This window comes from Brevundimonas sp. (genome assembly GCF_041648115.1).
Classification (GTDB): Bacteria; Pseudomonadota; Alphaproteobacteria; order Caulobacterales; family Caulobacteraceae; genus Brevundimonas.
Genome location: NZ_JBAZPR010000023.1, coordinates 1 through 22,927 on the forward strand (window position 1 = coordinate 1; position 22,927 = coordinate 22,927).

The window sequence follows — 22,927 nt, forward strand, 5'->3', positions numbered from 1 at the left end:
AAAAATCGGCCGGTCCGCTGCGCTGGTTGAAGGCTGCGCTGACCGGCCTCTTGCCAACCCCACCAACCCCAGTTCAGATCACCAAAGGACTCTCGTTATGGCTGGATGAGAAACGGGGGTCACGTCAAGGGCGACGACTGGCGCCACCTGCGCTTGAGCCAGCTCTCCTTCAATCTGGCTCCTTCGCTCTTCCAGCGCGTCCAGACGATCCTTAATTGCGGCTCCGCTCAGGACGCCGTCGGGGATCTGGTCTACCAAGCGCTCGGCGCGGCGCTTCACTTCCGCAAGCTCACTCTCCAGTTTTGATCGAGCCTGGGTAATCGTACGCGCGTCATGCTGCGCTCCGAGTCTCGCCTCCTCGACGGCCAGCGCCACGCGTTCCGGCGCAAGAAGACGCGTCTTGATCGCAGCCAGAACCCGCGCCTCGATCTCGGCGCTGTTGATCCCACGGCCGTTCGTGCACGCCAGTTTTCCGCGTTCTCGCCGCCATGAGCACATGAAGCGTTGGTCGGGCCGCTTCGGATCATCGGGCCGCCACAAAGCCCGCAAGTCAGTTTTCCGCTTAGTAAGTGGCGGCAATTCATTCGAGCCGCAACGCTTTGGCGCGAGGCGGATTACGCCCGTATGCGCGGTGAACTGAAGACCTATCAGGCCAAGCGGCGGTTCGGCGAAACGCCCGAGCCGAAGGGCACCAAGGGCGGCCGTGCCAAGAGCGGCTTTCGCTATCTGATCCAGCGTCATGCGGCGACGCGGCTGCATTACGATTTCCGCATCGAGGCGGACGGGGTGCTGAAATCCTGGGCCGTGACCAAGGCGCCGTCGCGCGACACGGCGGTCAAGCGGCTGGCGGTCGAGGTCGAAGACCATCCGCTGGATTACGGGTCGTTTGAGGGCACGATTCCCGACGGCAACTATGGCGCCGGCACGGTTCAGATGTGGGACGTCGGGACCTGGGAGCCGCAGGAGCCGGACCTGGAGGCGGCCTGGGCCAAGGGCCAGATCAAGATGATCCTTCACGGCGAGCGGCTAAAGGGCAAATGGGCGCTGATCCGGTTGAAGAGCGACCGGGGCAAGCCGTCAAAGCGCAACAACTGGCTGTTGCTGAAGGAGAAGGACGACTTCGCGGTGGCGGGCGAGGGAGATGCGCTGGCCGAGATCGACGCCTCGGTGACAACGGGACGGTCGCTGGCCGAGATCGCGGATGGGACCAAGGCATGGACGGCGTCCAAGCCGACGGGGCGCAAAGGGCCGGCCAAGCCCAAGCCGTCCAAGGCCGCCGAGAAGGCGAAGAAACCGCCGGCCTTCGTTCCTATCCAGCTGTGCAAGGTGACCGACCATCCGCCGGGCGGCACCGGGTGGGCGCACGAGATCAAGTTCGACGGATACCGCATCCAGATCGGCGTGGGCGGCGGTCGGGCGGTCTTGCGGACGCGCAAGGGTCTGGACTGGAGCGACCGGTTCCCCGACCTGGCGGCGGACGCCGCGACCTGGCCCGATGCGGTGATCGACGGGGAGCTGTGCGCGCTGGACGACGATCACATGCCGGACTTCGGGGCGTTGCAGGCCGCGATCTCGGATGAGAAGACGGGGGGGCTGGTCTATTTCGCCTTCGACCTGCTGTTCGAGGGGGCGGAGGATCTGCGCAAGCTGGCGCTGTCGCATCGCAAGGCGCGGCTGCAGGCCTATGTGGACCGGATCGGAAAGGCGGGTGCCGGGCGGCTGCGCTACGTCGAGCATTTCGCCTCGACCGGCCAGGCAGTGCTGGAGAGCGCCTGTCGGATGGATTTGGAAGGGGTGATCTCCAAGAAGCTGGACGCCCCCTACCATGCCGGGCGCTCGTCGACCTGGCTGAAGTCCAAATGCCGGGGGCGCGACGAGGTGGTGATCGGCGGCTGGTCGTCCGAGGGCGGCACGCGGTTTCGATCTCTGTTGGTCGGCGTGAAGGAAAAGGGCGGCCTGCGCTATCTCGGGCGGGTCGGGACCGGCTATGGCGAGGCGGTGACGAAGACGCTGGTCCCGGCGCTGAAGGGCGTGGCGGCGGACAAGTCGCCCTTTGTCGGGGCGGGCGCGCCCAAGGCGGCCAAGGATATCCACTGGGTCAAGCCGGTGCTGGTCGCCGAGGTTGAGCATGGCGGATATACCGAGGCGGGCTCGCTGAGGCAGGCGGCCTTCAAGGGGTTGCGCGAGGACAAGACGGCCGCCGAGGTGACGCAGGCGCCGCAACCGCCGACGGAGATGGGCGAAGCCGACACGAAGGCGACCACGACGGTGCGGGCGGCCGGAAAGCCCGGCAAGGTGGTCGTGGCGGGCGTGACTATCTCCAGTCCCGACAAGGTGCTATGGCCCGCCGTCGGCGACCGGCCGGCGATCACCAAGGCGGATCTGGCGCGCTATTACGAGGCGGCGGCCGAGCGGATCCTGCCCCATGTGGCGGACCGGCCGACCTCGATCATTCGCGCGCCCGAGGGGGTCGGCGGCGAGACCTTCTTCCAGCGGCACGCCATGGCGGGGTCGAACCCGCGGCTGAAGCTGATCGACGTCAAGGCGCGCACCCCTTACGTCGCCGCCGTCGATGCGGGCGGCCTGGTCGCCATCGCCCAGTCGGGCGGGCTGGAGCTGCACCCGTGGGGCTGCGCGCCAGGCCAGCCGGAAATACCCGATCAGATCACCTTCGACCTTGATCCAGACGAGGGGCTGAACTTTGCAGATGTCATCGCCGCGTCCAAGGTGGTCAAGGCCCGGTTGGAGACGCTGGGCCTTTTGGCCTTCGTCAAGACGACCGGGGGCAAGGGGCTGCATGTCGTCGTCCCCATCAAGACGGACGCCCGATCGCGCGTGACCTGGGATCAGAACAAGGCCTTCGCCAAGGCGGCAGCCGAAGCCATCCGCGCCGAGGCGCCGGACCGGTTCACCACGACCCTGGCCAAGAAGGCGCGGGGCGGCAAGATCTTCATCGACTATCTGCGCAACGGGCGAATGGCGACGGCGGTCGCGCCCTGGTCGCCGCGCGCGCGGCCGGGGGCGGGGATAGCGTATCCGCTGTCCTGGGGGCAGGTGAGGGCGGGGCTGGACCCGGCGGCGTTCAGTCTGTGGACCTATGAGGCGCTGCTCAAGAAGCCCGATCCCTGGGCCGATTTCCGCGCATCGGCGGTCAGTTTAAAACCGGCGTTGAAAGCGATGGGGGTCAGTTCGAAATAGTCAGGCGGCGGCCTTCTTCTTCGCCGCCGGCTTCTTCGATGCAGCCTTCTTCGCCGGCGCCTTCTTGGCGGCCGGTTTCTTCGCGCCCGTCGCCGAACCCTTCAGGCTGTTTCGCAACGCGGCCATCAGGTCGATGACGTTGGTGTCGTCCGGTTCGGCGACATCGACCACGCCCTTGCCGCCCTTGGACTTGGTCTTGATCATGGCGCGCAGGGCGTCGTCGTAGCCGTCCTTGAAGTCGGAGGGGTCAAAGTCCGCCTCCTTCTGGCCGATGATACGGGCGGCGATCTCGACCATGTCGGGGTCGGCCTTCACGGTCGGGATATCGTCGAAATAGTCGTCGGAGTCGCGGACCTCGTCATGGGCGCGCAGGGTGTAGGCGATCAGGCCCTTGCCGCGTACCTCCAGCGCCAGCTGACGTTCCTTGCCGCGCAGGACCAGTTGGCCCAGGGCGACCTTGCCCTGTTTAGCCATGGCGTCTCGGATGACGGCGAAGGCCTCGACGCCCGCGCCCTTTTCCGGGACTACGAAGAAGGGATCGTCCCAGTACAGACGGTCGATGTCCGCCTCGTCGACGAACTTGTCGATGGAGATGGTCTTGGTGCTTTCCAGCTTCACCTTGTCGAAATCGGCGTCGTCGAACAGGACGTATTCGTCCTTGGACACCTCATAGCCGCGCACCAGGTCGCTCCGCTCGACCGGGCCGGTGTCGGGATCGGTCGGCACCATGCGGATGCGGTTGTTGGTGTCGGGATTGATCAGATGAAACCGCACGTCGTTCGTGCTGGTCGTCGCGGTGTAGAGGGCCACCGGACAGGTGACCAGCGACAGCTTCAGATGTCCTTGCCAGATCGGGCGAGCGGCCATGATGTTTCTCCCTTGCCGAAGAAATGCGTCAAGGCCGTTTGCGTTCGCCGGTAAGGCGACGGTGATCCTCGCGGCCCCATGGGAGCGCTTGAAGCGGGCATTCACACGCTGGCGCTACGTCAACAATGGACAGCTATCTCTTGATAGCCGAAGGACGGTAAGTGACTGAGGCTGTGGGTATGAAAACGCCCTCCGCTCAATCAAATCAGGTCTACCGCACTGCTCGTAGCACGCAATGCGATAAGCGAAGGCGGCAACGTGGCGTTGAGTTTGGCTCCGGGATCGACTGATTCATAAGCCGTAGGGCGCGCCAACCTCAGCGTCGAATCGTCGGCGCTGCGAGGATTTCCGGCGCGCGCGATCGTTCCACAAGGGCGGATAACGATTCGACACCGCCGCCGCCGGCATCGACGATCCAACCTCGGTCAGGGCAAACTTCGCCCTTTTGCGTGAGGCAAATCGGATGTCGCAAGTGAGTGCGAACTCAAACCCTTGAGAACCTTGGCGATGCTGAAACCGGACGACTGGTTACGTACCTCACGAACCTAGGCCAGTTGCCCGAGAAGCGCATCGCGCCAGCCCGACCCTCACTTTGAGACCCGCATGTTCGCGATGTTCTCTAGGACCAAAAATAAGGGTGGCCGTAAAACAGTGTGCCTCCCAACAGAATCTAAAATGGAGGAGGAGGAGGAGGACGGAAGACGTTAGATTGCATCAACCCGTTCGTCGATCACTGTCCGTTCATTCTTGTTGAGTGGTCACACTTTCGCTGTCGCCGACGTCAGAACTCCTCCCAGCCGTCGCTGTTCGATCCGACCGCGATGTCTCGGCCGCCGGCGACCTTGATCACGCGCTGCTCGGCACGGGGCGCGGGGCGCGAGGCGGGGCGGGCGGGGGTTGGAGCCGGCGCCTTGCGCGCGGCGCCGCGTCCGGCCGAGACTTGGAAGAAGGCGACTTCGGACGACAGTTCGGCGGTTTCCTGACGCAGGGCGGTGCTGGCGGCCGTGGCCTGTTCGACCATGGCGGCGTTCTGCTGGGTCACCTGATCCATCTGGTTCACGGCGACGTTGATTTCCTGAAGGCCGGTTGCCTGTTCCTTGGCGGAAGCGGCGATCTCGACGACCAGGGCGCTGATGTCGTCGACCTGCGAGGCGATGGCCTGCAGGGCCGAACCGGCCTGGCTGACGAGGCGCACGCCGTTCTCGACTTCCGATCCGGACTTGGAAATCAGGGTCTTGATCTCCTTGGCCGCCTCGGCCGAACGCTGGGCCAGGGCGCGCACTTCGGAGGCCACGACGGCGAAGCCGCGACCGGATTCACCGGCCCGCGCCGCCTCGACGCCGGCGTTCAGGGCCAACAGATTGGTCTGGAAGGCGATCTCGTCGATGACGCCGACGATCTGGCTGATCTGGCGCGAACCGCCCTCGATCTTCTGCATGGCGTCGACGGCGTTCATGACGACTTCGCCCGAGGCCTCGGCGCTCTTGCGGGCGCCGCTGGTGACGTTGGCGGCCTGGTTTGCGGCCTCGGCGGTCTTCTTCACCGTGACGGTGATCTGGTCGAGCGCGGCGGCGGTTTCTTCCAGCGCGGCGGCCTGCTGTTCGGTGCGACGCGATAGATCTTCCGACGCCTGGCTGATCTCGCCGGCGCCGGAATCGATGCCGTGCACCGAACCCAGGACGCCCGTGACGGTTTCTTCCAGACGGGAGATGGAGCGGTTGAAGTCGGCCTTCAGGATTTCGCTGCGGTCCGGGAAGGGCGCGTCGATGCGATAGATCAAGTCGCCTTCGGCCAGGGCCGACAGACCCTTGCCCAGACTTTCGATGACGACGGCGTTCTCGGCGGCTTCCTGTTGAGCCATGGCTTCACGGCGGCGGCGTTCGACTTCGGACTGGTCGCGCATCGATTCCGTTTCGACCTCCAGCGCCTTGGCGCGCAGGCCGTTGTCGCGGAAGACCTGCATGGCCTGGGCCATGGCGCCGACTTCGTCCTTGCGGTCGGTGTCGGGGATGGCGACGTCCAGCTTGCCGCCGGCCATGATCGACATGGCGCCGGTCATGCGCCGCACCGGCGCGACCATCAGGATCGAGAGTTGCACGCCCAGGAAGACGGCCGCGGCGACCAGGATCAGGCCGCCAACGGCCAAGGCGATGAAGGAGGCGGTGATGGCCGACGCCTGCTGGGCGTCACGCAGGTTCATGCGCTCCATTTCCAGGTCGCGAACCTGAGTGATCGACTTGGTGATGTGGGTGACGCGCACCTTGTCGCCTGAATCGATCACCAGCCGGCGGGCGGCGTCGATGCGGGCGGGATCAAGCGCCGCCTGGGTCAGCGGTGTGCCGAACTCGGTGCGCCAGGCGGCGGCGTCGTCCTGGGCCTTCTTGACCAGGGCACGCTCTTCCGTGGACAGATCGGCGGCGTTCAGAGCGGTGACCGACTGTTCGAACTGTTCCCAGCCCGTCTTGTAGACGTCCAGATAGTCGGGATTGGCGGTCAGAAGCACGCCCCGCATCTGTGAGTTCAGGCGGATCACGCCCTTCTCGGCCACATGGGTGTGGTCGATGATGACCTTGCTTTCGGCGTTGAGCTGCGCCGCCGTCTTCATCGCGGACAGTTGGAAGAAGACCGCGCCGATCATGGCGGCGGCGACCGCCAGCAGAAGGGCGAACGCGATCGCCAACTTGCGCTGCATCGGGATGTTCTTGGGGTTCATGTGATCCTCTTGGCACCGCTCGGGGAGTGCCGGTTGGGGAGCATGGAACGGCGAGCCGTTCCGTTGGGGAGACGTCAGAAAGCGGTCTGCATGCGGAGGTTGGCGGTGTTGCCGCTGTCGTCGCCGGTGAAGGCGCCGGTGCGGTTGTCGATCGACCACGCGGTCCAGTGGGCGGAAACGCGGGTGTTGTTCGTCGGATACCAGTTGACGCCCAGTAGCCAGGTGTCGCCCTCGCCGCCGGTCAGGCTGTCGCTGAAATCGGCGGTGTCGTAGCGGCCGACGACTTCAAGAGCACCGTAACCGTCGGCGCCGAGCGGGTTCAGAACCTTGGGACGCGTCCAGGTGCCGGTGCGGGCGGACAGAGGCGGCGTTTCGCCGGTGATGAAGAAGCCGGCGGAAAGGCTGTAGGCGTCCTGGTCGAAGTCGCGAGCTGCGGTCTCGACGACGCGCTTGCCGCCCTCGGCCATGGCCCAGAACGACCGATGCACGCCGCCAAACTCAAGACCGAAACCGCTGCTGGCCTTGGGATTGGCGTAGGTTCCGGACGACAGACGCAGATTGTCGTTGGCGCGAGACGAGACGACCAGATTGCGCGACGGCAGGGTCGTGACGGGCGTCAGATCTTCCACAAAGCCCCACCCGCCGAGATGCAGGAAGCCGGCCTCGGTCTTGAGCGGCGACCAGTGGGTGCGGCCCATCAGGGCGACCGTATCGTTGGTCGTGCCGTCGCTGATAGCGTCGCCGGTCACCGACAGCGAGGCGTGCCAGACGCTTCCCGTCAGCTTGCCGGCCACCCCGACGCCATAGGCGCCGCGTTCGGGGCCCAAGGTGGAGGCCATGAGGCTGCGTTCCAGGAAGGGCGTCTGATCTTCGGCGGTGCCGCCTTCGACGCCGCGATCATTCAGCCGTTGACCGGCCGAAATCTCCAGGTCGCGGCCACCCAGCTTGCGGCTATAGGCGATGAAGGCGTTGGCGACGCTGACCGAGTTGTCGGCGATGTCGCCTTCGATCCAGTAGCTGAACCCGCCGGCGATCCTGCCCTGACCGCCGAGGCGCAGGCCCCGCAGTTCGGTCGTGGTCAGGTCACGATTGGCGAACTCCGAGCCGAAGGTCGTGGACAGGTCGGCCGTGACGCGAATGCGCGGCTTGAAGGTGAAGGCGCCGTCGGGGCTGCGCCATTCAGGCAGACCCGTGGCCCAATCGACCGGCGCCGGGGCGGTCGTCGCGGCGGCGGTCTGGACCGGGCGCGGCGCGGGCGCGGCGATCGCGGCCGGGGTTCCGGCGACGACGGGCGAAGCCTGAGCGGCATTGCGCGACTGGGCCTCAAGCTGTTCGAGACGGGCGGACAGGGCCTGCACCTGGGCGCGCAGGATGGCGATTTCTTCTGCGGACGGCGCCGATTGGGCGAGGGCCGAAGTGGCGAGCGCGGCGAGGCCGACGCCCGCTGCGAGGGAGCGAAGCAAGGTCATGAACGATGTCTCTAAACGGTGATTGTTAAGGAGCGCCCAAGCTTGGCTACGGAAAACTGCGTATGCTTGGCGGGGCCATCCAGATGCAGGACAGGCGCCGTGCTGACAGCAACGGCGCCTGTTTGGAGAGCTATCAGTCGGCGGCGACCACTTCCTTGTCGCCGGGACCGGCGGCCGGGTCCGGCAGGGCCGCGACGGGGCGCGACGGACCGTCCAGCGCCGCCTTCAGCGCGTCGCGATCCAGCTCGCCTTCCCAGCGGGCGACGACGATGGTGGCCACCGCATTGCCGATGAAGTTGGTCAGGGCGCGGCACTCACTCATGAAGCGGTCGATGCCGAGGATCAGCGCCATGCCCGCGACCGGCACGGCAGGCACGACCGACAGGGTGGCGGCCAGGGTGATGAAGCCGGCGCCGGTGATGCCGGCCGCGCCCTTGGAGCTGAGCATGGCGACCAGCAGCAGGATGATCTGGTCCTGCAGGCTGAGGTCGATGTTCAACGCCTGGGCGATGAACAGGGCGGCCATCGTCATATAGATGTTGGTGCCGTCCAGATTGAACGAATAACCCGTGGGAACGACCAAGCCGACCACAGACTTGGACGCGCCTGCACGCTCCATCTTCTGCAGCAGGCTGGGCAGGGCGGCCTCGGACGAGGAGGTGCCCAGGACCAGCAGCAGTTCTTCCTTCAGATAGCGGATCAGCTTCAGAATATTGAAGCCGTTGGCCCAACCGACCAGGCCCAGAACCCCGACCACGAAGATGGCGGCGGTCGCATAGAAGGTGGCGACCAGGGCGGCCAGATTGGCGATGGAGCCGATGCCGTATTTGCCGATGGTGAAGGCGAAGGCCCCGAAGGCGCCGATGGGCGCGGCCTTCATCAGGATGGCGACCAGTTTGAAGAAGGCCGTGCTGATCGATTCCAGGAAGTTCAGGACGGGCTTGCCCGTGTCGCCGATCATGGCCAGGGCCAGGCCGAACAGGACCGAGATGAACAGCACCTGAAGGATATTGCCCTCTGAGAAGGCGCTGACGAAGGTGTCGGGGATGATGCCGGTCAGGAAGCCGACGATGGTCGTCTCATGCGCCTGGTCGGAATATTTGGTGACCGCGCTCGCATCCAGGCTGGCGGGGTCGATGTTCAGACCGTGACCCGGCTGGACCAGATTGGCCACGATCATGCCGATGATCAGGGCCAGGGTGGAGAAGGTCAGGAAGTAGGCGAAGGCCTTTGCGGCGACGCGACCGACGCGGCCGATGTCGCGCATCCCGGCGATGCCGGTGACGATGGTCAGGAAGATCACCGGGGCGATGATCATCTTCACCAGTTTGATGAAGGCGTCGCCCAGCGGCTTAAGGCTTTCGCCGAAGGCCGGCCAGAAATGCCCGATCAGGCCGCCAGCGAGGATCGCCAGCAGAACCTGGAAATAGAGATGCCGGTAGAAGGGCTTGCGCTTGGCGGAGCCGTCGTCGGCGATCGTCGGTGAAATAATCATGGTGACCTCCCAATCGTCCTCTCGGGGACGTTCAGCGATCAGGATGCGGTGACGGCGCCGAAGGCCAAAACGCAATTTTGCCTGGCGGCGTGACAAGGAAATCTGTTTCAGCACAAACACTTGCTTTGTACGCGAAGGTTCGGCTTGTGCTGAAAACGAAACCGGCTCAGGTTGAGTTGTGTCGAAATCAGCACAAAATCAGGCTGGGTCGAAAGCCGCTCCGGGACGTGACCTCGTCGGCGTCGCGGGCATCGGCGTCTTCGTCGTCGCCGGCCTGCTGATCCTGATCGCCATCATCGTCGCCGGCGATGCGGCGCGACGGAATGCGGCGCAGGACATCGTCCGTCAGGCCGAGGCGACCCTGATGCTGGATCAGGCCCTGCTGGCCAGCGAGCTGGATCGCCATCGCGCGACGCCCGTCGTGCTCGCCAGCGAAGACCTCATCTTGCAGGCGCTGAAAAGTCCCGATCAGGCCACGCTGGACAGGGTCAACGCTCGACTGGACATGCTGGCCGTCCAGACCGGCGCCGCCGCCATCTATCTGCTGGACCGCCAGGGCAAGGCCATCGCCGCCAACAACTACCGCACGCCGGTCAGCTTCGTGGGCGCCGACTATGCCTATCGCCCCTATTTCAGGGCCGCGATGCAGGCGGGGTCGGACGAGTATTTCGCCCTGGGCTCCAGAAGCGGAAGGCCCGGCCTCTATCTATCGCGGCGGATCGGCCCTAACCGCGACAGCGCAGGGGTGATCGTGGTCAAGGTCGAGTTCGATCGGGTCGAGGCGGCCTGGCGTCGGCAGGCCGAACAGGCCCTGGTCGCGAACCGCGACGGGGTGATCCTGCTGGCGTCGGATCCCGCGCGGCGTTTTCGGACCCTGGCGCCGCTGGAGCCGGGCAGGGCGAAGGCGCTGCACGACAGCCGTCAGTTCGGCGACGCCCCGCTGATCCCGCTCGATCCCCCGATCGTGGCGGCGGCCGACGGTCGAATCCAGATGGGGGGACAGGTCTTCGTCCCGCTGAGGCGCGCCTTGCCGATGGAGGACTGGACGATGCTGCTTCTGATCCCCATCGCCGACGCCGACCGTGCGGCGGGGCCTGTGCGCTGGACGGCGGGTCTGGCCGGCTCGCTTGCGATGGTCGTCTTGGCGTGGATTTGGCGGGCCCATCTGCGCCGGCTTGACGGGGAGCGCCAGGAGGCCGAGGTGCGCCGGGAGCTGGAGCATCGCGTCGAGGAACGCACGACCGCGCTGACGTCGGCCAATGTGCAGTTGAGAAACCAGATCGAAGACCGCAAACGCACCGAGGCCCGCCTCAGAACGCTGCAGGCCGATCTTGTCAGGCCAACCGGCTGGCCCATCTGGGCCAGATCGTCGCCGGGGTGGCGCATGAGATCAATCAGCCGGTGGCGGCGATCCGGGCCAATGCCGACAACGCCCTGACCCTGTTGTCGCGCGAGCAGCCGGACGAGGCGCAGGCCAAGCTGACGCGTATTCAGGGGCTGACGGAACGGATCGGCTCGATCGTCGAAGACTTAAGGGGGTTCGCGCGCAAGACGCCGCCGCGCACGACGACCATCGTCGTCGACGAAGCCGTCGAGGGCGCACTCCTGCTGGTCAGCAGCCGCATGCGCGACGAAGGCGTGGCGGTCGAACGGACGGGCCAGGCCCAGGTGTCGGCCCAGGGAGATCGCATTCGATTGGAGCAGGTGCTCGTCAATCTGCTGCAGAACGCCTTCGAGGCCTTGGGAGATCAGGCCGACGCACGGATCGGCCTGGATGTCTCGACGACCGACGATCTGGTCATCATCGCCGTGACGGACAATGGGCCCGGCCTGTCCAAGACGACGCTGCGCACCCTGTTCACGCCCTTTTCGACCACCAAGCCGAACGGTCTGGGGCTGGGCTTGGTGATCTCGCGCGATATCGTCGAGGCGTTCGGCGGCAGTCTGGTGGTGGCGTCGCCCGGACGGCGGGGCGCGCGCTTCGAGGTTCGGCTCAAGAGGAACCCCGCATGACCCCGGATGGCGTTCTGGTTCTGGTCGTCGATGACGACGACGATCTGCGCGAGGCCCAGGTCGAGACGCTGGTGCTCGCGGGATACGCCGCCACGGGCGTGAGTTCCGCCGACGAGGCGCTGACACGGCTGGAGACGGCGTCGCCGCACGTCGTCCTGTCCGACATCCGAATGCCGGGGTTGGACGGACTGGAGTTTCACAAAAGGGTTGCGGCCATCGATCCCGAGCTGCCGTTCATTCTGATGACGGGGCACGGGGACATCGACATGGCGGTCGCGGCCCTGCATCGCGGGGTGTTCGATTTCCTGCCCAAGCCCTTCGGCGCCGACCGCCTGCTGCCCGCCGTTCAGCGCGCGGCGCGTCAGAGGATGCTGGTGGTGGAGAACCGCCGTCTGACCGACCTGGTGGAGCTGGCCGACGCGGAGGAGGGGCGCAGCGGTCTGATCGGCCAGACGCCCAGCATCGTGCGCCTGCGCGAGACCGTCACCCAGGTCGCCCGCGCAGGGGTGGATGTTCTGATCCAGGGCGAGAACGGTGTCGGCAAGGAGACGGTCGCGCGGGGACTGCATCGGTTGAGCGCCCGACGCGCCCGTCCCTTCGTCGTCGTGAACTGCGCGGCCCTGCCCGAGGGTGTGCTGGACGCCGAACTGTTCGGTCGATCGCCGACCTCCGGCTATGGCCGCAGGATCGGGGGGCGCGTGCGCGAGGCCGACGGCGGCACCCTGTTGCTGGAAGAGGTCGAGGCCCTGTCGCCGGCGCTGCAGATCAAGCTGTTGAAGCTGATGGAAACCGGGCAAATCTCCGGCGAGGACGATCAGGTTTTCCGCCTGAGGTTCCTGACGACGACGCGGATCGATCTGGACGGCGCCGCGACGCGCGGCGCGTTCCGATCCGACCTCTACTACCGGCTCAGCGTCGTGACCCTGAACATTCCCAGCCTGCGCGACAGGCGCGAGGATATTCCGCTGCTGTTCCGCCACCTGGTTTCCCAGGCGGCGGGGCGACAGAAGAAGGTCGCGCCACAGGTCGACGATGCGATGGACGCCCATCTGATGATGCGAGAATGGCCCGGCAACGTCCGCGAGCTGGCCCAGGCCGCCGAACGTTTCGTCATCGGGCTGGACGGCCAGGACGCCGCGTCGGTCGCGACCAGCGGAAGTCTGAGCGAGCGGGTCGAGGCGTTCGAGGCGCGCGTCCTGGACGAGGCGCTGAAAACCGCCAAAGGCGACGTCAGGGCCGTCATGGCCCGGCTCGATCTCCCCCGAAAGACCTTTTACGCCAAGGTGAAGCGTCACGGGATACAGCTGGACGATTACCGCCGGCTTGCGAACTGAGCGATGCGTCTCCCGCTCGGGTTTTACTTCTCTACGAAGGCGACCGGCGCGACAGCCGCCACCAGGGTTCCCACGGTGTGAGGTGATGCTCGTGGTGGCGGCCGAAGTGGAAGCAGGTCAGCAGGGACAGGAGGGGGCCGAACGGGCTGCTGCGGGCGTTGTGGTGGTCGGCGAAGCCGTCGTCGGTCTGGCGGTGCGGGAGCCAGGTGCCGAAGGTGAAGAGCTGGAGCGCCGAGAGCAGGGCGGGGGCGGCCCAGAAGACCAGCAGGTTCGGGACATGGGCGCCGAGGACGAAGACGGCGATAAGAACGAGCACGGTCAGGACGGCCATCTCGCGCCAGCCGAAATAGGTGCGAAAGAAGCCGTGGAACCACGGCAAAAAAGTGCGAGGGGCGGCGGCGTGAAAGTCGGGATCGTCTGCGGTGCCGGGCGCGGCGTGATGGGCGTGGTGGGCGGTCTTCAGCGGCGTGAACCGGAAACCGGCGTAGAGGCCCAGAGCCAGGCTGCCGAGCGCGACGTTCAGCCGGGGCCGGCCCGGCGCCAGCGAGCCATGCATGGCGTCGTGCGCGACGATGAACAGGCCGACGGACAGCCAGGTCTGGATCGCGACGATCGGCGGCGCGATCAACAGGCTCCACGCGGTCCAGCGGTGGAAATAGACGCCGTAGATATGAAGGGTCAGCCAAGCCGTAACGATCATCCCGGCGAGCGTCAGACCGATCAGGGTCTGGTTCGGGGCGATCCGGGACGCGGGGGAGACGGCGGACATGGCGCGACACTAGCGCACTGTTCGCCCGTAAGCATCCTGTTCGCTTGCCGCCTGCGTCGCCGCGTGTCACCTGTCGGGAATGCAGGCCGACGCCTTTGACACTTCTGGCCCGGACCTCCTCCTGATCGGCGGCGGCCTCGCCAACGGTCTGTTGGCGCTGCGCCTGTCGCAGCTTCGGCCCGACCTTGACGTCCGCATCGTCGAGGCGGCCGATAGGCTGGGCGGCGTCCACACCTGGTCCTTTTTCGACAGTGACCTGACGGCGGCGCAGCAGGCCTGGATCGACTCCTTGGTGGTGCATCGCTGGCCCGGCTATGCGGTTCGGTTTCCGCAGTTCGAGCGCAACCTCTCCACCGGCTATCGCAGCGTGACGGCCGAACGTTTCGCGGCGGTGGTCGGCGCGGCCTTGCCCGGCCGCATCATGCTGGGGGCGCCGGTTGTGTCGGTGTCCCAGACCGAGGCGGTCCTGGCCGACGGACGACGGCTGAAGGCCAAGGCGGTCATCGATGGGCGAGGGCCGGTCGCCACGCCGGACCTGGCGCTGGGGTTCCAGAAATTCGTCGGGCTGGAGGTTCGGCTGGCGGCGCCGCACGGCCTGACGGCGCCCATCGTCATGGACGCCCGCGTCGATCAGGCGGGAGGCTATCGCTTCGTCTACACCCTGCCGTTCGATGACCGGACCCTGTTGATCGAAGACACCCGCTATACCGACGGCGCCGAGCTGGATCGCGACGTGTTCCGCAAGGGCGTGCTGGACTATGCGGCCCAGCAGGGGTGGGTCATCGACGAGGTGCTGAGGGAGGAGGACGGCGTCCTGCCCGTGGCGCTGGACGGCGACATCGCCGCCCATCTGACGCGGATGGGGCCGACGGCGTTGAGCGGCCTTCGCGCCGGCCTGTTTCACCCCACCACCGGCTATTCCCTGCCCGACGCCGTGCGTCTGGCCGATCGTCTGGCGGGCGATTTTCAGGGCGCGAGCCTAGCCGCCGACATCCGCCGCCATGCGGGCGACGTATGGGCCGGACGAGGCTTTTATCGGTTGCTGAATCGCATGTTGTTTCGCGCGGCGCGCCCCGAAGAACGATACAGGGTGCTGGAGCGTTTCTATCGTCTGCCCCAGCCGTTGATCGAACGCTTCTACGCCGCCGGATCCACCCTCGCCGACAAGGCGAGGATTCTCAGCGGAAAACCCCCGGTGCCGATCGGCGCCGCACTGACCTGTCTGGTCGAAAAAGGACGTGCGTGATGCGGGCTGCAGTGATCGGATCGGGTTTCGGGGGGCTGTCGCTGGCCATACGGCTGCAGTCGGCGGGCATCCAGACCACGGTTTTCGAGGCGCGCGATCTGGCGGGCGGCCGGGCCTATGTGTTCAAGGACAAGGGCTACACCTTCGACGCCGGTCCGACCGTCATCACCGATCCGTCGGCGCTGGAGGAGCTGTTCGAGGCCAGCGGGCGCAAGCTGTCGGACTATGTCGAACTGCTGCCGGTCGCGCCCTTCTATCGGCTGTGCTGGGAAGACGGCGACGTATTCGACTACGTCAACGATCAGGACGAGCTGGACCGCCAGATCGTGGCGCGCAATCCGGCCGACAAGGAGGGCTATCGCAAGTTCCTGGCCTATTCCGAGGACCTGCTGAAGGAAGGCTATCTGAAGCTGGGGGCCGTGCCGTTCCTGGACTTCGCCAGCATGATCAAGGCGGCGCCCGAACTGATGCGGCTTCAGGCTTGGCGGTCGGTCTATGACAAGGTCGCCAGTTTCATTCAGGACGAGCACCTGCGCCAGGCGTTCAGCTTCCACTCCCTGCTGGTCGGCGGCAATCCGTTCGCGACCTCGTCGATCTATGCGCTGATCCATGCACTGGAGCGGCGCTGGGGCGTGTGGTTCCCGCGGGGCGGCACCGGCGCCTTGATCCAGGCCATGGTGCGCCTGCTTCAGGACCTGGGCGGCGAAGTCAGGCTGAACAGTCCGGTCGAACGGATCACCATGGCTGGCGGTCGTGCGACCGGGGTTGTGGTAGGCGGTGAGGAACTGGCCTTCGACATGGTCGCCTCGAACGCCGACGTGGTTCACACCTATCAGCGCCTGCTGTGCCAGGAACCGCGTGGCCAGAAGGAGGGCGCCAAGCTGGCGTCGCGGCGCCACTCCATGTCGCTGTTCGTCATCTATTTCGGCCTGAAGCGGGTTCACCCGGAGGTGCGCCACCACACGGTGCTGTTCGGCCCACGCTATCGCGAGCTGATCGCCGAAATCTTCAAGGGGCCGGACCTGCCCGACGACTTCTCGCTGTATCTGCACGCGCCGACGCGGACCGATCCGTCGCTGGCGCCCGAAGGTTGCGACGCCTTCTATGTCTTGGCGCCCGTGCCGCACCTCGCCTCGGCCGACATTGATTGGGACGTCGAGGGGCCGCGTTATCGCGACCGGATTCTGGCCTATCTGGAAGAACGCTACATCCCCGGCCTGACGGCGGACCTGGACACCTGCCGCATCTTCACGCCCGTCGATTTCCGCGACCAGTTGAACGCGCACCAGGGCTCGGCCTTCTCGCTGGAGCCGATCCTGACCCAGAGCGCCTGGTTCCGGGTGCATAATCGCGACGACCAGATTCCGAACCTGTATTTCGTGGGCGCCGGCACCCATCCCGGCGCGGGCGTGCCCGGCGTGGTCGGTTCGGCCAAGGCCACGGCCGCCCTGATGATCGAAGACGCGAGGCAGCCGGCATGACCGACGCCGTCCTGGACCACAGCCGACAGTCGATGGAGCAGGGCTCCAAGAGCTTCGCCGCCGCCGCGCGCCTGTTTCCGGCGGCGATCCGCGACGACGCCTGGATGCTGTATTCCTGGTGCCGGCATTGCGACGACGAGATCGACGGTCAGGTGCTGGGCCACGGCGCGGTCGGCATCGATCCGGTGCTGGCGGGCGAAAAGCTGGTCGAATTGCGCGCCCGCACGGCGGCGGCCCTGGCCGGAGAGCCGCAAACCGACCCGGTCTTCACCGCCTTCCAGCGCGTTGCGGATCGGCATTCCATCCCGGCCGAAGAGGCCATGGACCTGTTGCGCGGATTTGAGATGGACGTGGTTGCACGGCGTTACGACACGCTGGAGGACACCTTGGACTATGCCTATCACGTGGCGGGCGTGGTCGGAGTGATGATGGCCCGGATCATGGGGGTCGAGGACGCGCCCACCCTGCGCCGCGCCCAGGACCTGGGGTTGGCGTTCCAGCTGACCAACATCGCGCGCGACGTGGTCGAGGATGCGCGGGGCGGGCGGGTCTATCTGCCCGGCGCCTGGCTGGACGAGGCGGGGGTGCCGCGCGATCAGGTGGATCAGCCTCAGCACCGCGCCGCCGTGGCGAAGACAGCGCAGCGGCTGGTGGCGGCGGCCGAGCCCTTCTACGCCTCCGCGCGTTGGGGTCTGCGGGATCTCAATCCGCGTTCGGCCTGGGCCATCGCCACGGCGCGCGGCGTTTATCGGTCGATCGGCCGTCATGTGTCGCGCGCCGGGCCGGCGGCCTGGGATGGACGGGCCTCTGTCGACAAGACGGGTAAGCTGATGCTGCTGGGTCGCGGGGGCCTGATCGCCCTGTGGTGCAAGACGCTGGACAGCTGGCGTGAACCGCCGCCGCGCCCCGCCCTGTGGACCCACGTCTGAAGGGTCAGCGCGCCGCGCGCCGCCGTTCGAGAACCAAAGCGACCCCCAGGCCCGCCGCGCCGAGGCCCGCCAGAACCGCCCAGCCGGCGACGACGCCCGGCGTGAATTCGGCTCGCCAGATCACGGCCTGATAGGCCTCGATGGCCCAGGCGTGCGGCGTGATCCAGCCCAGGGCGCGAAAGGCCTCGGGCATCAGGAAGCGCGGCGCCATCGACCCGCCCAGCGCCGCCAGCAGCAGAACGACGAAGGTGGTCAACGGCTGGGCCTGCTCGCGCGATCGACACGCCGCCGTCAGCGCCAGGGCCAGGCCCGCTGCCGAGAACCCGACCAACAGCGCCGTCACTGCGGCCGCCGCCGCCTGCCATGGCGCGAGGTCGGGCAGTTTCGTCCAGGCCGCGACGAAGACGGCGGCTGACTGCATCACCCCCACGACCGTCAGCCACGCCGCACGCCCGGCCAGGATCGGCGCCAGGCCGCCCCTCGCCAGGGCCAGCCGCGCTTGCAGGCCCGAACGCCGCTCGTCCAGTCCGCCCATGGCCCCGTGCATGGCGGCGAAGAAGACGAACATGACGCTGACTGCACCGGCGTAATAGGCGGCCTGGACATCGCCGGTCGGGCCGACCTGCACCGTCGCCACGCGCGCGGTGGGCGGCGCGACCTGGCCGGACAGGGTCGCCGCCATCGGTTCCAGCCGCGCCTGAAGCGCCGCCGCCGCCACGTCGCGACCGGCGGCGGACAGGACCACGATCTGGGGCGGGCGTCCGGTCGAGGGCCGGATCAGAATGCCGGCGTCCGCGCGCCCGTCGATCACCGCGCGTTCCAGCTCGCCCTCATCCTCGACCGTGCGCAGCCGGGCGCCCATGTCGCGCGCCAGTGCGTCGTGCATCGCCACAGTCGCCGGGGTGCGGGCCGCATCTTGCATGACTACCGAGGTGTCGATCTCGCCCCGCGCGCCCGCGCCGAAGATGGCCGCGAACAGCAGATAGACCAGCGGCGGCAGCAGCAGCGTCAGCACCACCCCGGCCCGGTCGCGCCAGAACCCCCTGGCCCAGGCGCCCGCCACGGCCATCATGACGACGCACCCGACAGATGCGCGACCAGATCGTCCAGCCCCGGCCGCCGCACGGCGACTTCACCGCCCTCGCCATCGACCACGGCGGCCAGCATCTGGGCCACGGCGAGCGCGTCGTCGCAGAGGCGACTCCACTCCAGCCCGTCGTCTGTCGGGGTCAGCCCGGCCTGGGTGAACCATTGCATGGCGGCGTCGGAGGTTGGCCGCGTCAGGCGGACGCTGAGCAGCCGCGCCGCGCCGAAGGCCTGGTGCAACAGGGCGTTCGGCGCGCCCTCCGCCAACAGCCGACCTTGGGCCAGCACGCCGATCCGGTCGGCCGTATCGGACACGAAGACCGCGTCGTGGCTGATCAACAGGCAGCCGGCGCCCGCCTTCACCGTCTCGCGCAGGGCGGCGGACAGGACGCCGCGCGTGGCCGCATCCACCCCTTCCGTCGGCTCGTCCGCGATCAGCAGTCGGGGCTGTCCGACCAGGGCGGCGCTCAGGTTCGCGCGTCGTCGCCATCCGCCGGATAGGGTGCGCACCGGCTGATCCGCGCGGGGGCCGCAGCCGGTCAGATCGAGAGCACGATCCACCGCCGTGCGACGTTCTTCGCGCGCCACCCCGCAAAGCCGCGCCGTCACCTCGACATTCTCGCGCGGCGACAGGGCCGGAAACAGGGCGCTGTCCTGGGGCGCCAGGCCGATGCGGGCGCGCGCCTGGGTTCCGTCGCCCACCGCCACACGTCCCCGACGCACGGGCAGCAGGCCGCAAGCCACGCGCGCCACCGTGGACTTGCCCGCGCCGTTCGCGCCCAGCAGGGCATAGACCTCGCCCGCGTTCAGGGTCAGGCTGAAATCCCGCAGCACCGGCCGGCCGTCATAGCCGGCCTCTATTCCGTCCAGGACCAGCGCCGGCGCGACGCTAGATGCCAAGATCGGCCTGCCGGAAGAGATCGAGGACATACAGGGACAGGGGGCTGTCATGGCCGACCGCCTCGGCCGCCCTGGACAGGGACTGGCGCACCGCCGCGCGGACGCGCCCTTCGCCCCACAGATCGACGAAGGTGGTCGTGTCCTGATCCTGGCCCACGTCCTTGCCGACGGCGCTGGTGGTCGAACAGGCGTCGAGCAGATCGTCATAAAGCTGGAAGGCGAAACCGACCGCCTCGCCGAAGGCCGACAACCGGGCCAGGTCGTCGGCGTCGCCGCCGCCCAGCAGACCGCCGCCGCGCACCGTCGCCACGAACAGGGCGCCGGTCTTCAGGTCGTTGATCTGACGCAGGGCCACGGCGTCCCGCTCTCGCGCGTCGTCGCGCAGGTCGCGCATCTGCCCCTCGGCCAGACCGTCGAAACCGACGGCCTGCGTCAAAAGGTCCAGGGTGGCCACACGCGTTTCGGACGGCAGTCGGCTTTGAAGGATCAGGCGGGTGGACTGGTTCAGCAGGGCCACCGCCGCCAGCACGGCTGCATCCTCGCCGTGGCGACGATGCAGCGTCGGCTGACCCCGCCGCAGGACCGCATCGTCCATACAGGGCATATCATCCAGCACCAGCGACGCTGCATGGACCATCTCCAGGGCACAGCCGTAATCCAGCGCATCGTCGGGACGCCCGCCCACATGGGCTGCGGCGAGCATGGCCAGCACTGGCCGAACCCGTTTTCCCTGTCCCAGCAAGGCCTCGCGCGCCGCCAGGGACAGCAGACTGTCGGGCGACGGCGCCAGTTCGGTCAGGCGCGACTGGACCCGCAGGCGCAGTTCGTCGGGCGCGCAAGGATCGCATGCCAGAGGCGGCTGGGGCCTTGCGCCGACGATCGCCATACAGGTCTCCTGGTGTCGCCTGACCGTCGCGTTGCGACGGCGATCCGAACCTCTATGATCTCATCAGGCATCACGACCGCGTCGGATGCAACCCGCCAGGAGCCGTTTCCGATGCCCACCGCCGCCGACGCCCTGATCCGGCGCAAGGACGAGCACATCGACCATGTTCGGGCCGGGCGCGGCGTCAGCCAGACGACGTCGGGGCTGGAGGCGGTGCGGTTCGTCCACGACGCCCTGCCGGATCTGGATCACGACGCCATTGACCTTTCGGCCCGGTTCCTGGTGCGGGACGTGGCGCTGCCCTTCCTGATCAGTTCGATGACCGGCGGTCCTTCGCGGGCCGAGGCGGTCAATGCGCGGCTCGCCGAGGCGGCCCAGGCCATGGGCGTCGTCCTGGCCGTCGGGTCGCAACGGGTGGCGTTGGAGACGGACGGCGGCGCCGGCCTGGGGCTGGACCTGCGCCGCCGGGCGCCCGATGCGATGATCCTGGCCAATCTGGGCGCCGTGCAGTTCGCCCTGGGCTATGGCGTCGACGAGGCGCGCCGCGCCATGGAGATGATCGGCGCCGACGCGCTGATCCTTCACCTGAACCCGTTGCAGGAAGGCGTCCAGCCCGAGGGCGACCGCGACTGGCGCGGCGTCGCGAGCGGCGTGGAACAGATCGCCGCCGCCTTTCCCGGCCGGGTAATCGTCAAGGAGACCGGGGCCGGCTTGTCGGGCGTGGTGGCGCGTCGCCTGGCGGACATGGGCGTCGCGGCGCTCGACGTGGCGGGGGCGGGCGGGACCAACTGGGGCCTGATCGAGGGCGCGCGGGCGACGGGCGGCCGGGCCGAGGCCCTGGCCGCGCCCTTCGCCGGTTGGGGCGTACCGACGGCCCGCAGCCTGAGGGACTGCGCCCAGACCGTGCCAGAGCTGGATCTGATCGGGTCGGGCGGGATCCGCGACGGGCTGGATGCGGCGCGCGCCATTCGGCTGGGCGCTTGCCTGGTAGGTCAGGCGGCCGGGGTGCTGGAGGCGGCGCTGACCTCGACCGAGGCGGTGGTCGACCATCTGGATCTGATGGCGGCCCAACTGCGGCTGGCCTGTTTTTGCACCGGATCGGCGGACCTCGCCGCCCTGGCTCAGGCGCCGTTGCTGGAAGAGCCGCGCTTGTGAGACAGTTCGGCCTTCAGCGCCCGCGCCGAACGCACCCACAGAAAGCCGAACGAGACGCAGCCTTCTTTCGTCCGAACGGCATGGTGCAGGCGGTGCGCCTGGATGCGCCGCGTCCAGAAGCCTGAGCGCCCGTCGATCCCTGTCGGGAATCGCCGATGCACCAGTCCGTCGTGGAAGAAGAAATAGACCATCCCATAGGCCGTGACGCCCAGGCCGATCGGCAAGGCCCAGGCCCAGACGTGCAGGCCCAGCGCGATCAGGACGATCGCCGGCGCGGCGAACACCACGGCGAACAGGTCGTTCTTTTCCAGGACGTCGTCGTGCGGTTCATGGTGGCTGCGGTGCCACGTCCACAGCAGGCCGTGCATGACATAGCGATGCATGCCCCAGGCGAACGCCTCCATCCCCAGGAAGGCGGCCAGGAAAAGCAGGATCATAACCAACGGAGACATGCGCTCATCATAGGCGGTTTGAACGGCGCCCGCCACGACTTGACCCGACCGTCTGTTTGGCCGTCTGTGCGCCCATGCTGATGGACCTGCTCGTCACCACACTCGCGCTCAGCCTGATCATCGGCGTGCGCTACCTGCTGGTCGGCGTTCTGACCCACTGGCTGCTGTGGGCGGGGTCGGGGCGGGGGCGTCAGCTGAACCACAAGGCGCCGTCCGCGAAACGCATCCGCGCCGAAGTTATCGCCTCGCTGATCTCCTGCCCGATCTACGCCTTGCCGGCCGCCCTGGTGCTGGAGCTTTGGAAGCGGGGCGGGACGGCGATCTATGGCGATGTTCACGCCTTGCCGCTGTGGTGGCTGCCGGTCAGCTTCGTCGTCTATATGCTGGCGCACGACGCCTTTTATTATTGGGTCCACCGGGGGCTGCATCACCCGCGCATCTTCCCGTGGGCCCATGCCGAACATCATCGGTCGCGCGACCCCAGCGCCTTCGCCTCCTTCGCTTTCGACCCGGCCGAGGCCGTCGCCACCGCCTGGTTCATGCCTGCCCTGGCGCTGTTCGTGCCGATCCATTGGGGCATGGCCTTGGCGCTGCTGACCCTGATGACCGCCACGGCCGTGTTGAACCACGCCGGCCGCGAGGTCTGGCCCGCGTCCTGGCTGAGGCGCGCGCCGCTAAGCTGGCTGATCACCGCGACCCACCACGACGCCCATCACAAGCGATTCAACGGCAATTACGGCCTCTATTTCCAGATGTGGGACCGCTGGGCCTCGACCGAGGTGTCGACCAAGCCGGGCCGTCGAGAACGCGCCTAGGCCCAATCGACATTCAGTGATTCCCGAGCGTCCTGATGCGTGATTCATAGGTCTCCGTGTTGGCGGAGGTCTTTGATGGGTGTGAAGCGTTACGAACTCGACGATGCGCAGTGGGATCG

19 protein-coding genes are annotated in these 22,927 nt (G+C 67.4%); 9 read left to right on the forward strand and 10 right to left on the reverse strand.

Annotated features, from left to right (window positions below; all coding sequences use genetic code 11):
- Positions 1–78: 78 nt before the first annotated feature.
- Positions 79–549 carry a hypothetical protein gene (locus tag WC597_RS16285; RefSeq protein ID WP_372695015.1) on the reverse strand — a complete coding sequence of 157 codons (471 nt, stop codon included), beginning with the start codon at positions 547–549 and terminating at the stop codon, positions 79–81.
- Between the two features lie 75 nt (positions 550–624).
- Between WC597_RS16285 and ligD the strand changes: the two genes are divergently transcribed.
- The gene (gene ligD, locus WC597_RS16290; RefSeq protein ID WP_372695017.1) at positions 625–3,198 is read left to right on the forward strand and encodes a DNA ligase D; all 2,574 of its coding nucleotides are present in this window, start codon (positions 625–627) and stop codon (positions 3,196–3,198) included.
- Here the strand turns inward: ligD and WC597_RS16295 are convergent, their stop codons facing one another.
- The 4 genes from WC597_RS16295 to WC597_RS16310 all read right to left on the reverse strand — a co-directional run bounded on the left by WC597_RS16295 (position 3,199) and on the right by WC597_RS16310 (position 9,742).
- Positions 3,199–4,065, reverse strand: a complete 867-nt coding sequence (locus tag WC597_RS16295; RefSeq protein ID WP_372695019.1) for a Ku protein — start codon at positions 4,063–4,065, stop codon at positions 3,199–3,201.
- Positions 4,066–4,846: 781 nt separating this feature from the next.
- The gene (locus WC597_RS16300) at positions 4,847–6,778 is read right to left on the reverse strand and encodes a methyl-accepting chemotaxis protein (protein WP_372695021.1); all 1,932 of its coding nucleotides are present in this window, start codon (positions 6,776–6,778) and stop codon (positions 4,847–4,849) included.
- A 74-nt stretch (positions 6,779–6,852) separates the two neighbouring features.
- Complete coding sequence (locus WC597_RS16305) at positions 6,853–8,247, reverse strand: OprO/OprP family phosphate-selective porin (RefSeq protein WP_372695023.1); 1,395 nt, start codon at positions 8,245–8,247, stop codon at positions 6,853–6,855.
- Between the two features lie 133 nt (positions 8,248–8,380).
- Positions 8,381–9,742: a dicarboxylate/amino acid:cation symporter gene (locus WC597_RS16310; RefSeq protein WP_372695025.1), complete on the reverse strand. Its 1,362-nt coding sequence runs from the start codon at positions 9,740–9,742 to the stop codon at positions 8,381–8,383.
- Positions 9,743–9,920: 178 nt separating this feature from the next.
- On the opposite strand from WC597_RS16310, the gene WC597_RS16315 reads away from it, so the two are divergent.
- The 3 genes from WC597_RS16315 to WC597_RS16325 are packed head-to-tail and all read left to right on the forward strand — an operon-like array spanning position 9,921 to position 13,089.
- Entirely contained in the window at positions 9,921–11,180 is a 1,260-nt protein-coding gene (locus WC597_RS16315) for a cache domain-containing protein (RefSeq protein ID WP_372695027.1), read from the forward strand.
- Positions 11,120–11,755, forward strand: coding sequence for a sensor histidine kinase (locus WC597_RS16320; RefSeq protein WP_372695029.1), 636 nt, complete (start codon positions 11,120–11,122; stop codon positions 11,753–11,755). Before WC597_RS16315 ends, WC597_RS16320 begins: the two co-directional genes overlap by 61 nt.
- Positions 11,752–13,089 carry a sigma-54-dependent transcriptional regulator gene (locus tag WC597_RS16325; protein ID WP_372695031.1) on the forward strand — a complete coding sequence of 446 codons (1,338 nt, stop codon included), beginning with the start codon at positions 11,752–11,754 and terminating at the stop codon, positions 13,087–13,089. Before WC597_RS16320 ends, WC597_RS16325 begins: the two co-directional genes overlap by 4 nt.
- A 31-nt stretch (positions 13,090–13,120) precedes the next feature.
- Here WC597_RS16325 and WC597_RS16330 read toward each other — a convergent pair whose 3' ends face one another.
- Positions 13,121–13,858 carry a fatty acid desaturase gene (locus WC597_RS16330; RefSeq protein ID WP_372695033.1) on the reverse strand — a complete coding sequence of 246 codons (738 nt, stop codon included), beginning with the start codon at positions 13,856–13,858 and terminating at the stop codon, positions 13,121–13,123.
- A gap of 79 nt (positions 13,859–13,937) precedes the next feature.
- On the opposite strand from WC597_RS16330, the gene crtY reads away from it, so the two are divergent.
- From crtY to WC597_RS16345, 3 genes are read left to right on the forward strand one after another with little or no spacing between them, the layout of a single operon-like run.
- Positions 13,938–15,104 carry a lycopene beta-cyclase CrtY gene (gene crtY / locus WC597_RS16335; protein WP_372695035.1) on the forward strand — a complete coding sequence of 389 codons (1,167 nt, stop codon included), beginning with the start codon at positions 13,938–13,940 and terminating at the stop codon, positions 15,102–15,104.
- Positions 15,104–16,585, forward strand: coding sequence for a phytoene desaturase (locus WC597_RS16340; protein WP_372695037.1), 1,482 nt, complete (start codon positions 15,104–15,106; stop codon positions 16,583–16,585). The genes crtY and WC597_RS16340 overlap by 1 nt, the downstream gene beginning before the upstream one ends.
- Positions 16,582–17,514 carry a phytoene/squalene synthase family protein gene (locus WC597_RS16345; RefSeq protein ID WP_372695039.1) on the forward strand — a complete coding sequence of 311 codons (933 nt, stop codon included), beginning with the start codon at positions 16,582–16,584 and terminating at the stop codon, positions 17,512–17,514. The genes WC597_RS16340 and WC597_RS16345 overlap by 4 nt, the downstream gene beginning before the upstream one ends.
- Positions 17,515–17,518: 4 nt before the next feature.
- Here WC597_RS16345 and WC597_RS16350 read toward each other — a convergent pair whose 3' ends face one another.
- The 3 genes from WC597_RS16350 to WC597_RS16360 are packed head-to-tail and all read right to left on the reverse strand — an operon-like array spanning position 17,519 to position 20,386.
- Positions 17,519–18,586: an ABC transporter permease gene (locus tag WC597_RS16350; RefSeq protein WP_372695041.1), complete on the reverse strand. Its 1,068-nt coding sequence runs from the start codon at positions 18,584–18,586 to the stop codon at positions 17,519–17,521.
- Positions 18,583–19,500, reverse strand: a complete 918-nt coding sequence (locus tag WC597_RS16355; RefSeq protein ID WP_372695043.1) for an ABC transporter ATP-binding protein — start codon at positions 19,498–19,500, stop codon at positions 18,583–18,585. The genes WC597_RS16350 and WC597_RS16355 overlap by 4 nt, the downstream gene beginning before the upstream one ends.
- Positions 19,490–20,386 carry a polyprenyl synthetase family protein gene (locus WC597_RS16360; RefSeq protein ID WP_372695045.1) on the reverse strand — a complete coding sequence of 299 codons (897 nt, stop codon included), beginning with the start codon at positions 20,384–20,386 and terminating at the stop codon, positions 19,490–19,492. Before WC597_RS16360 ends, WC597_RS16355 begins: the two co-directional genes overlap by 11 nt.
- A gap of 111 nt (positions 20,387–20,497) precedes the next feature.
- On the opposite strand from WC597_RS16360, the gene fni reads away from it, so the two are divergent.
- Positions 20,498–21,541, forward strand: a complete 1,044-nt coding sequence (gene fni, locus WC597_RS16365) for a type 2 isopentenyl-diphosphate Delta-isomerase (protein ID WP_372695047.1) — start codon at positions 20,498–20,500, stop codon at positions 21,539–21,541.
- On the opposite strand, the gene WC597_RS16370 is transcribed toward fni, so the two are convergent.
- Entirely contained in the window at positions 21,508–21,993 is a 486-nt protein-coding gene (locus tag WC597_RS16370; RefSeq protein ID WP_372695049.1) for a sterol desaturase family protein, read from the reverse strand. The two genes, fni and WC597_RS16370, sit on opposite strands and share 34 nt — an antisense overlap.
- A gap of 80 nt (positions 21,994–22,073) precedes the next feature.
- Between WC597_RS16370 and WC597_RS16375 the strand changes: the two genes are divergently transcribed.
- A complete protein-coding gene (locus WC597_RS16375) occupies positions 22,074–22,808 on the forward strand; it encodes a sterol desaturase family protein (RefSeq protein ID WP_372695051.1) in 735 nt (244 codons plus the stop codon).
- Positions 22,809–22,927: the final 119 nt, after the last annotated feature.

Excerpts from the sequence above, each read along its gene's own strand:
- ligD (WP_372695017.1), top strand. The coding sequence starts at position 625 with ATGCGCGGTGAACTGAAGACCTATCAGGCCAAGCGGCGGTTCGGCGAA.
- WC597_RS16295 (WP_372695019.1), bottom strand. The coding sequence starts at position 4,065 with ATGGCCGCTCGCCCGATCTGGCAAGGACATCTGAAGCTGTCGCTGGTC.
- WC597_RS16300 (WP_372695021.1), bottom strand. The coding sequence starts at position 6,778 with ATGAACCCCAAGAACATCCCGATGCAGCGCAAGTTGGCGATCGCGTTC.
- WC597_RS16305 (WP_372695023.1), bottom strand. The coding sequence starts at position 8,247 with ATGACCTTGCTTCGCTCCCTCGCAGCGGGCGTCGGCCTCGCCGCGCTC.
- WC597_RS16310 (WP_372695025.1), bottom strand. The coding sequence starts at position 9,742 with ATGATTATTTCACCGACGATCGCCGACGACGGCTCCGCCAAGCGCAAG.
- WC597_RS16325 (WP_372695031.1), top strand. The coding sequence starts at position 11,752 with ATGACCCCGGATGGCGTTCTGGTTCTGGTCGTCGATGACGACGACGAT.
- WC597_RS16330 (WP_372695033.1), bottom strand. The coding sequence starts at position 13,858 with ATGTCCGCCGTCTCCCCCGCGTCCCGGATCGCCCCGAACCAGACCCTG.
- crtY (WP_372695035.1), top strand. The coding sequence starts at position 13,938 with ATGCAGGCCGACGCCTTTGACACTTCTGGCCCGGACCTCCTCCTGATC.
- WC597_RS16340 (WP_372695037.1), top strand. The coding sequence starts at position 15,104 with ATGCGGGCTGCAGTGATCGGATCGGGTTTCGGGGGGCTGTCGCTGGCC.
- WC597_RS16345 (WP_372695039.1), top strand. The coding sequence starts at position 16,582 with ATGACCGACGCCGTCCTGGACCACAGCCGACAGTCGATGGAGCAGGGC.
- WC597_RS16350 (WP_372695041.1), bottom strand. The coding sequence starts at position 18,586 with ATGATGGCCGTGGCGGGCGCCTGGGCCAGGGGGTTCTGGCGCGACCGG.
- WC597_RS16360 (WP_372695045.1), bottom strand. The coding sequence starts at position 20,386 with ATGGCGATCGTCGGCGCAAGGCCCCAGCCGCCTCTGGCATGCGATCCT.
- fni (WP_372695047.1), top strand. The coding sequence starts at position 20,498 with ATGCCCACCGCCGCCGACGCCCTGATCCGGCGCAAGGACGAGCACATC.
- WC597_RS16370 (WP_372695049.1), bottom strand. The coding sequence starts at position 21,993 with ATGTCTCCGTTGGTTATGATCCTGCTTTTCCTGGCCGCCTTCCTGGGG.
- WC597_RS16375 (WP_372695051.1), top strand. The coding sequence starts at position 22,074 with ATGGACCTGCTCGTCACCACACTCGCGCTCAGCCTGATCATCGGCGTG.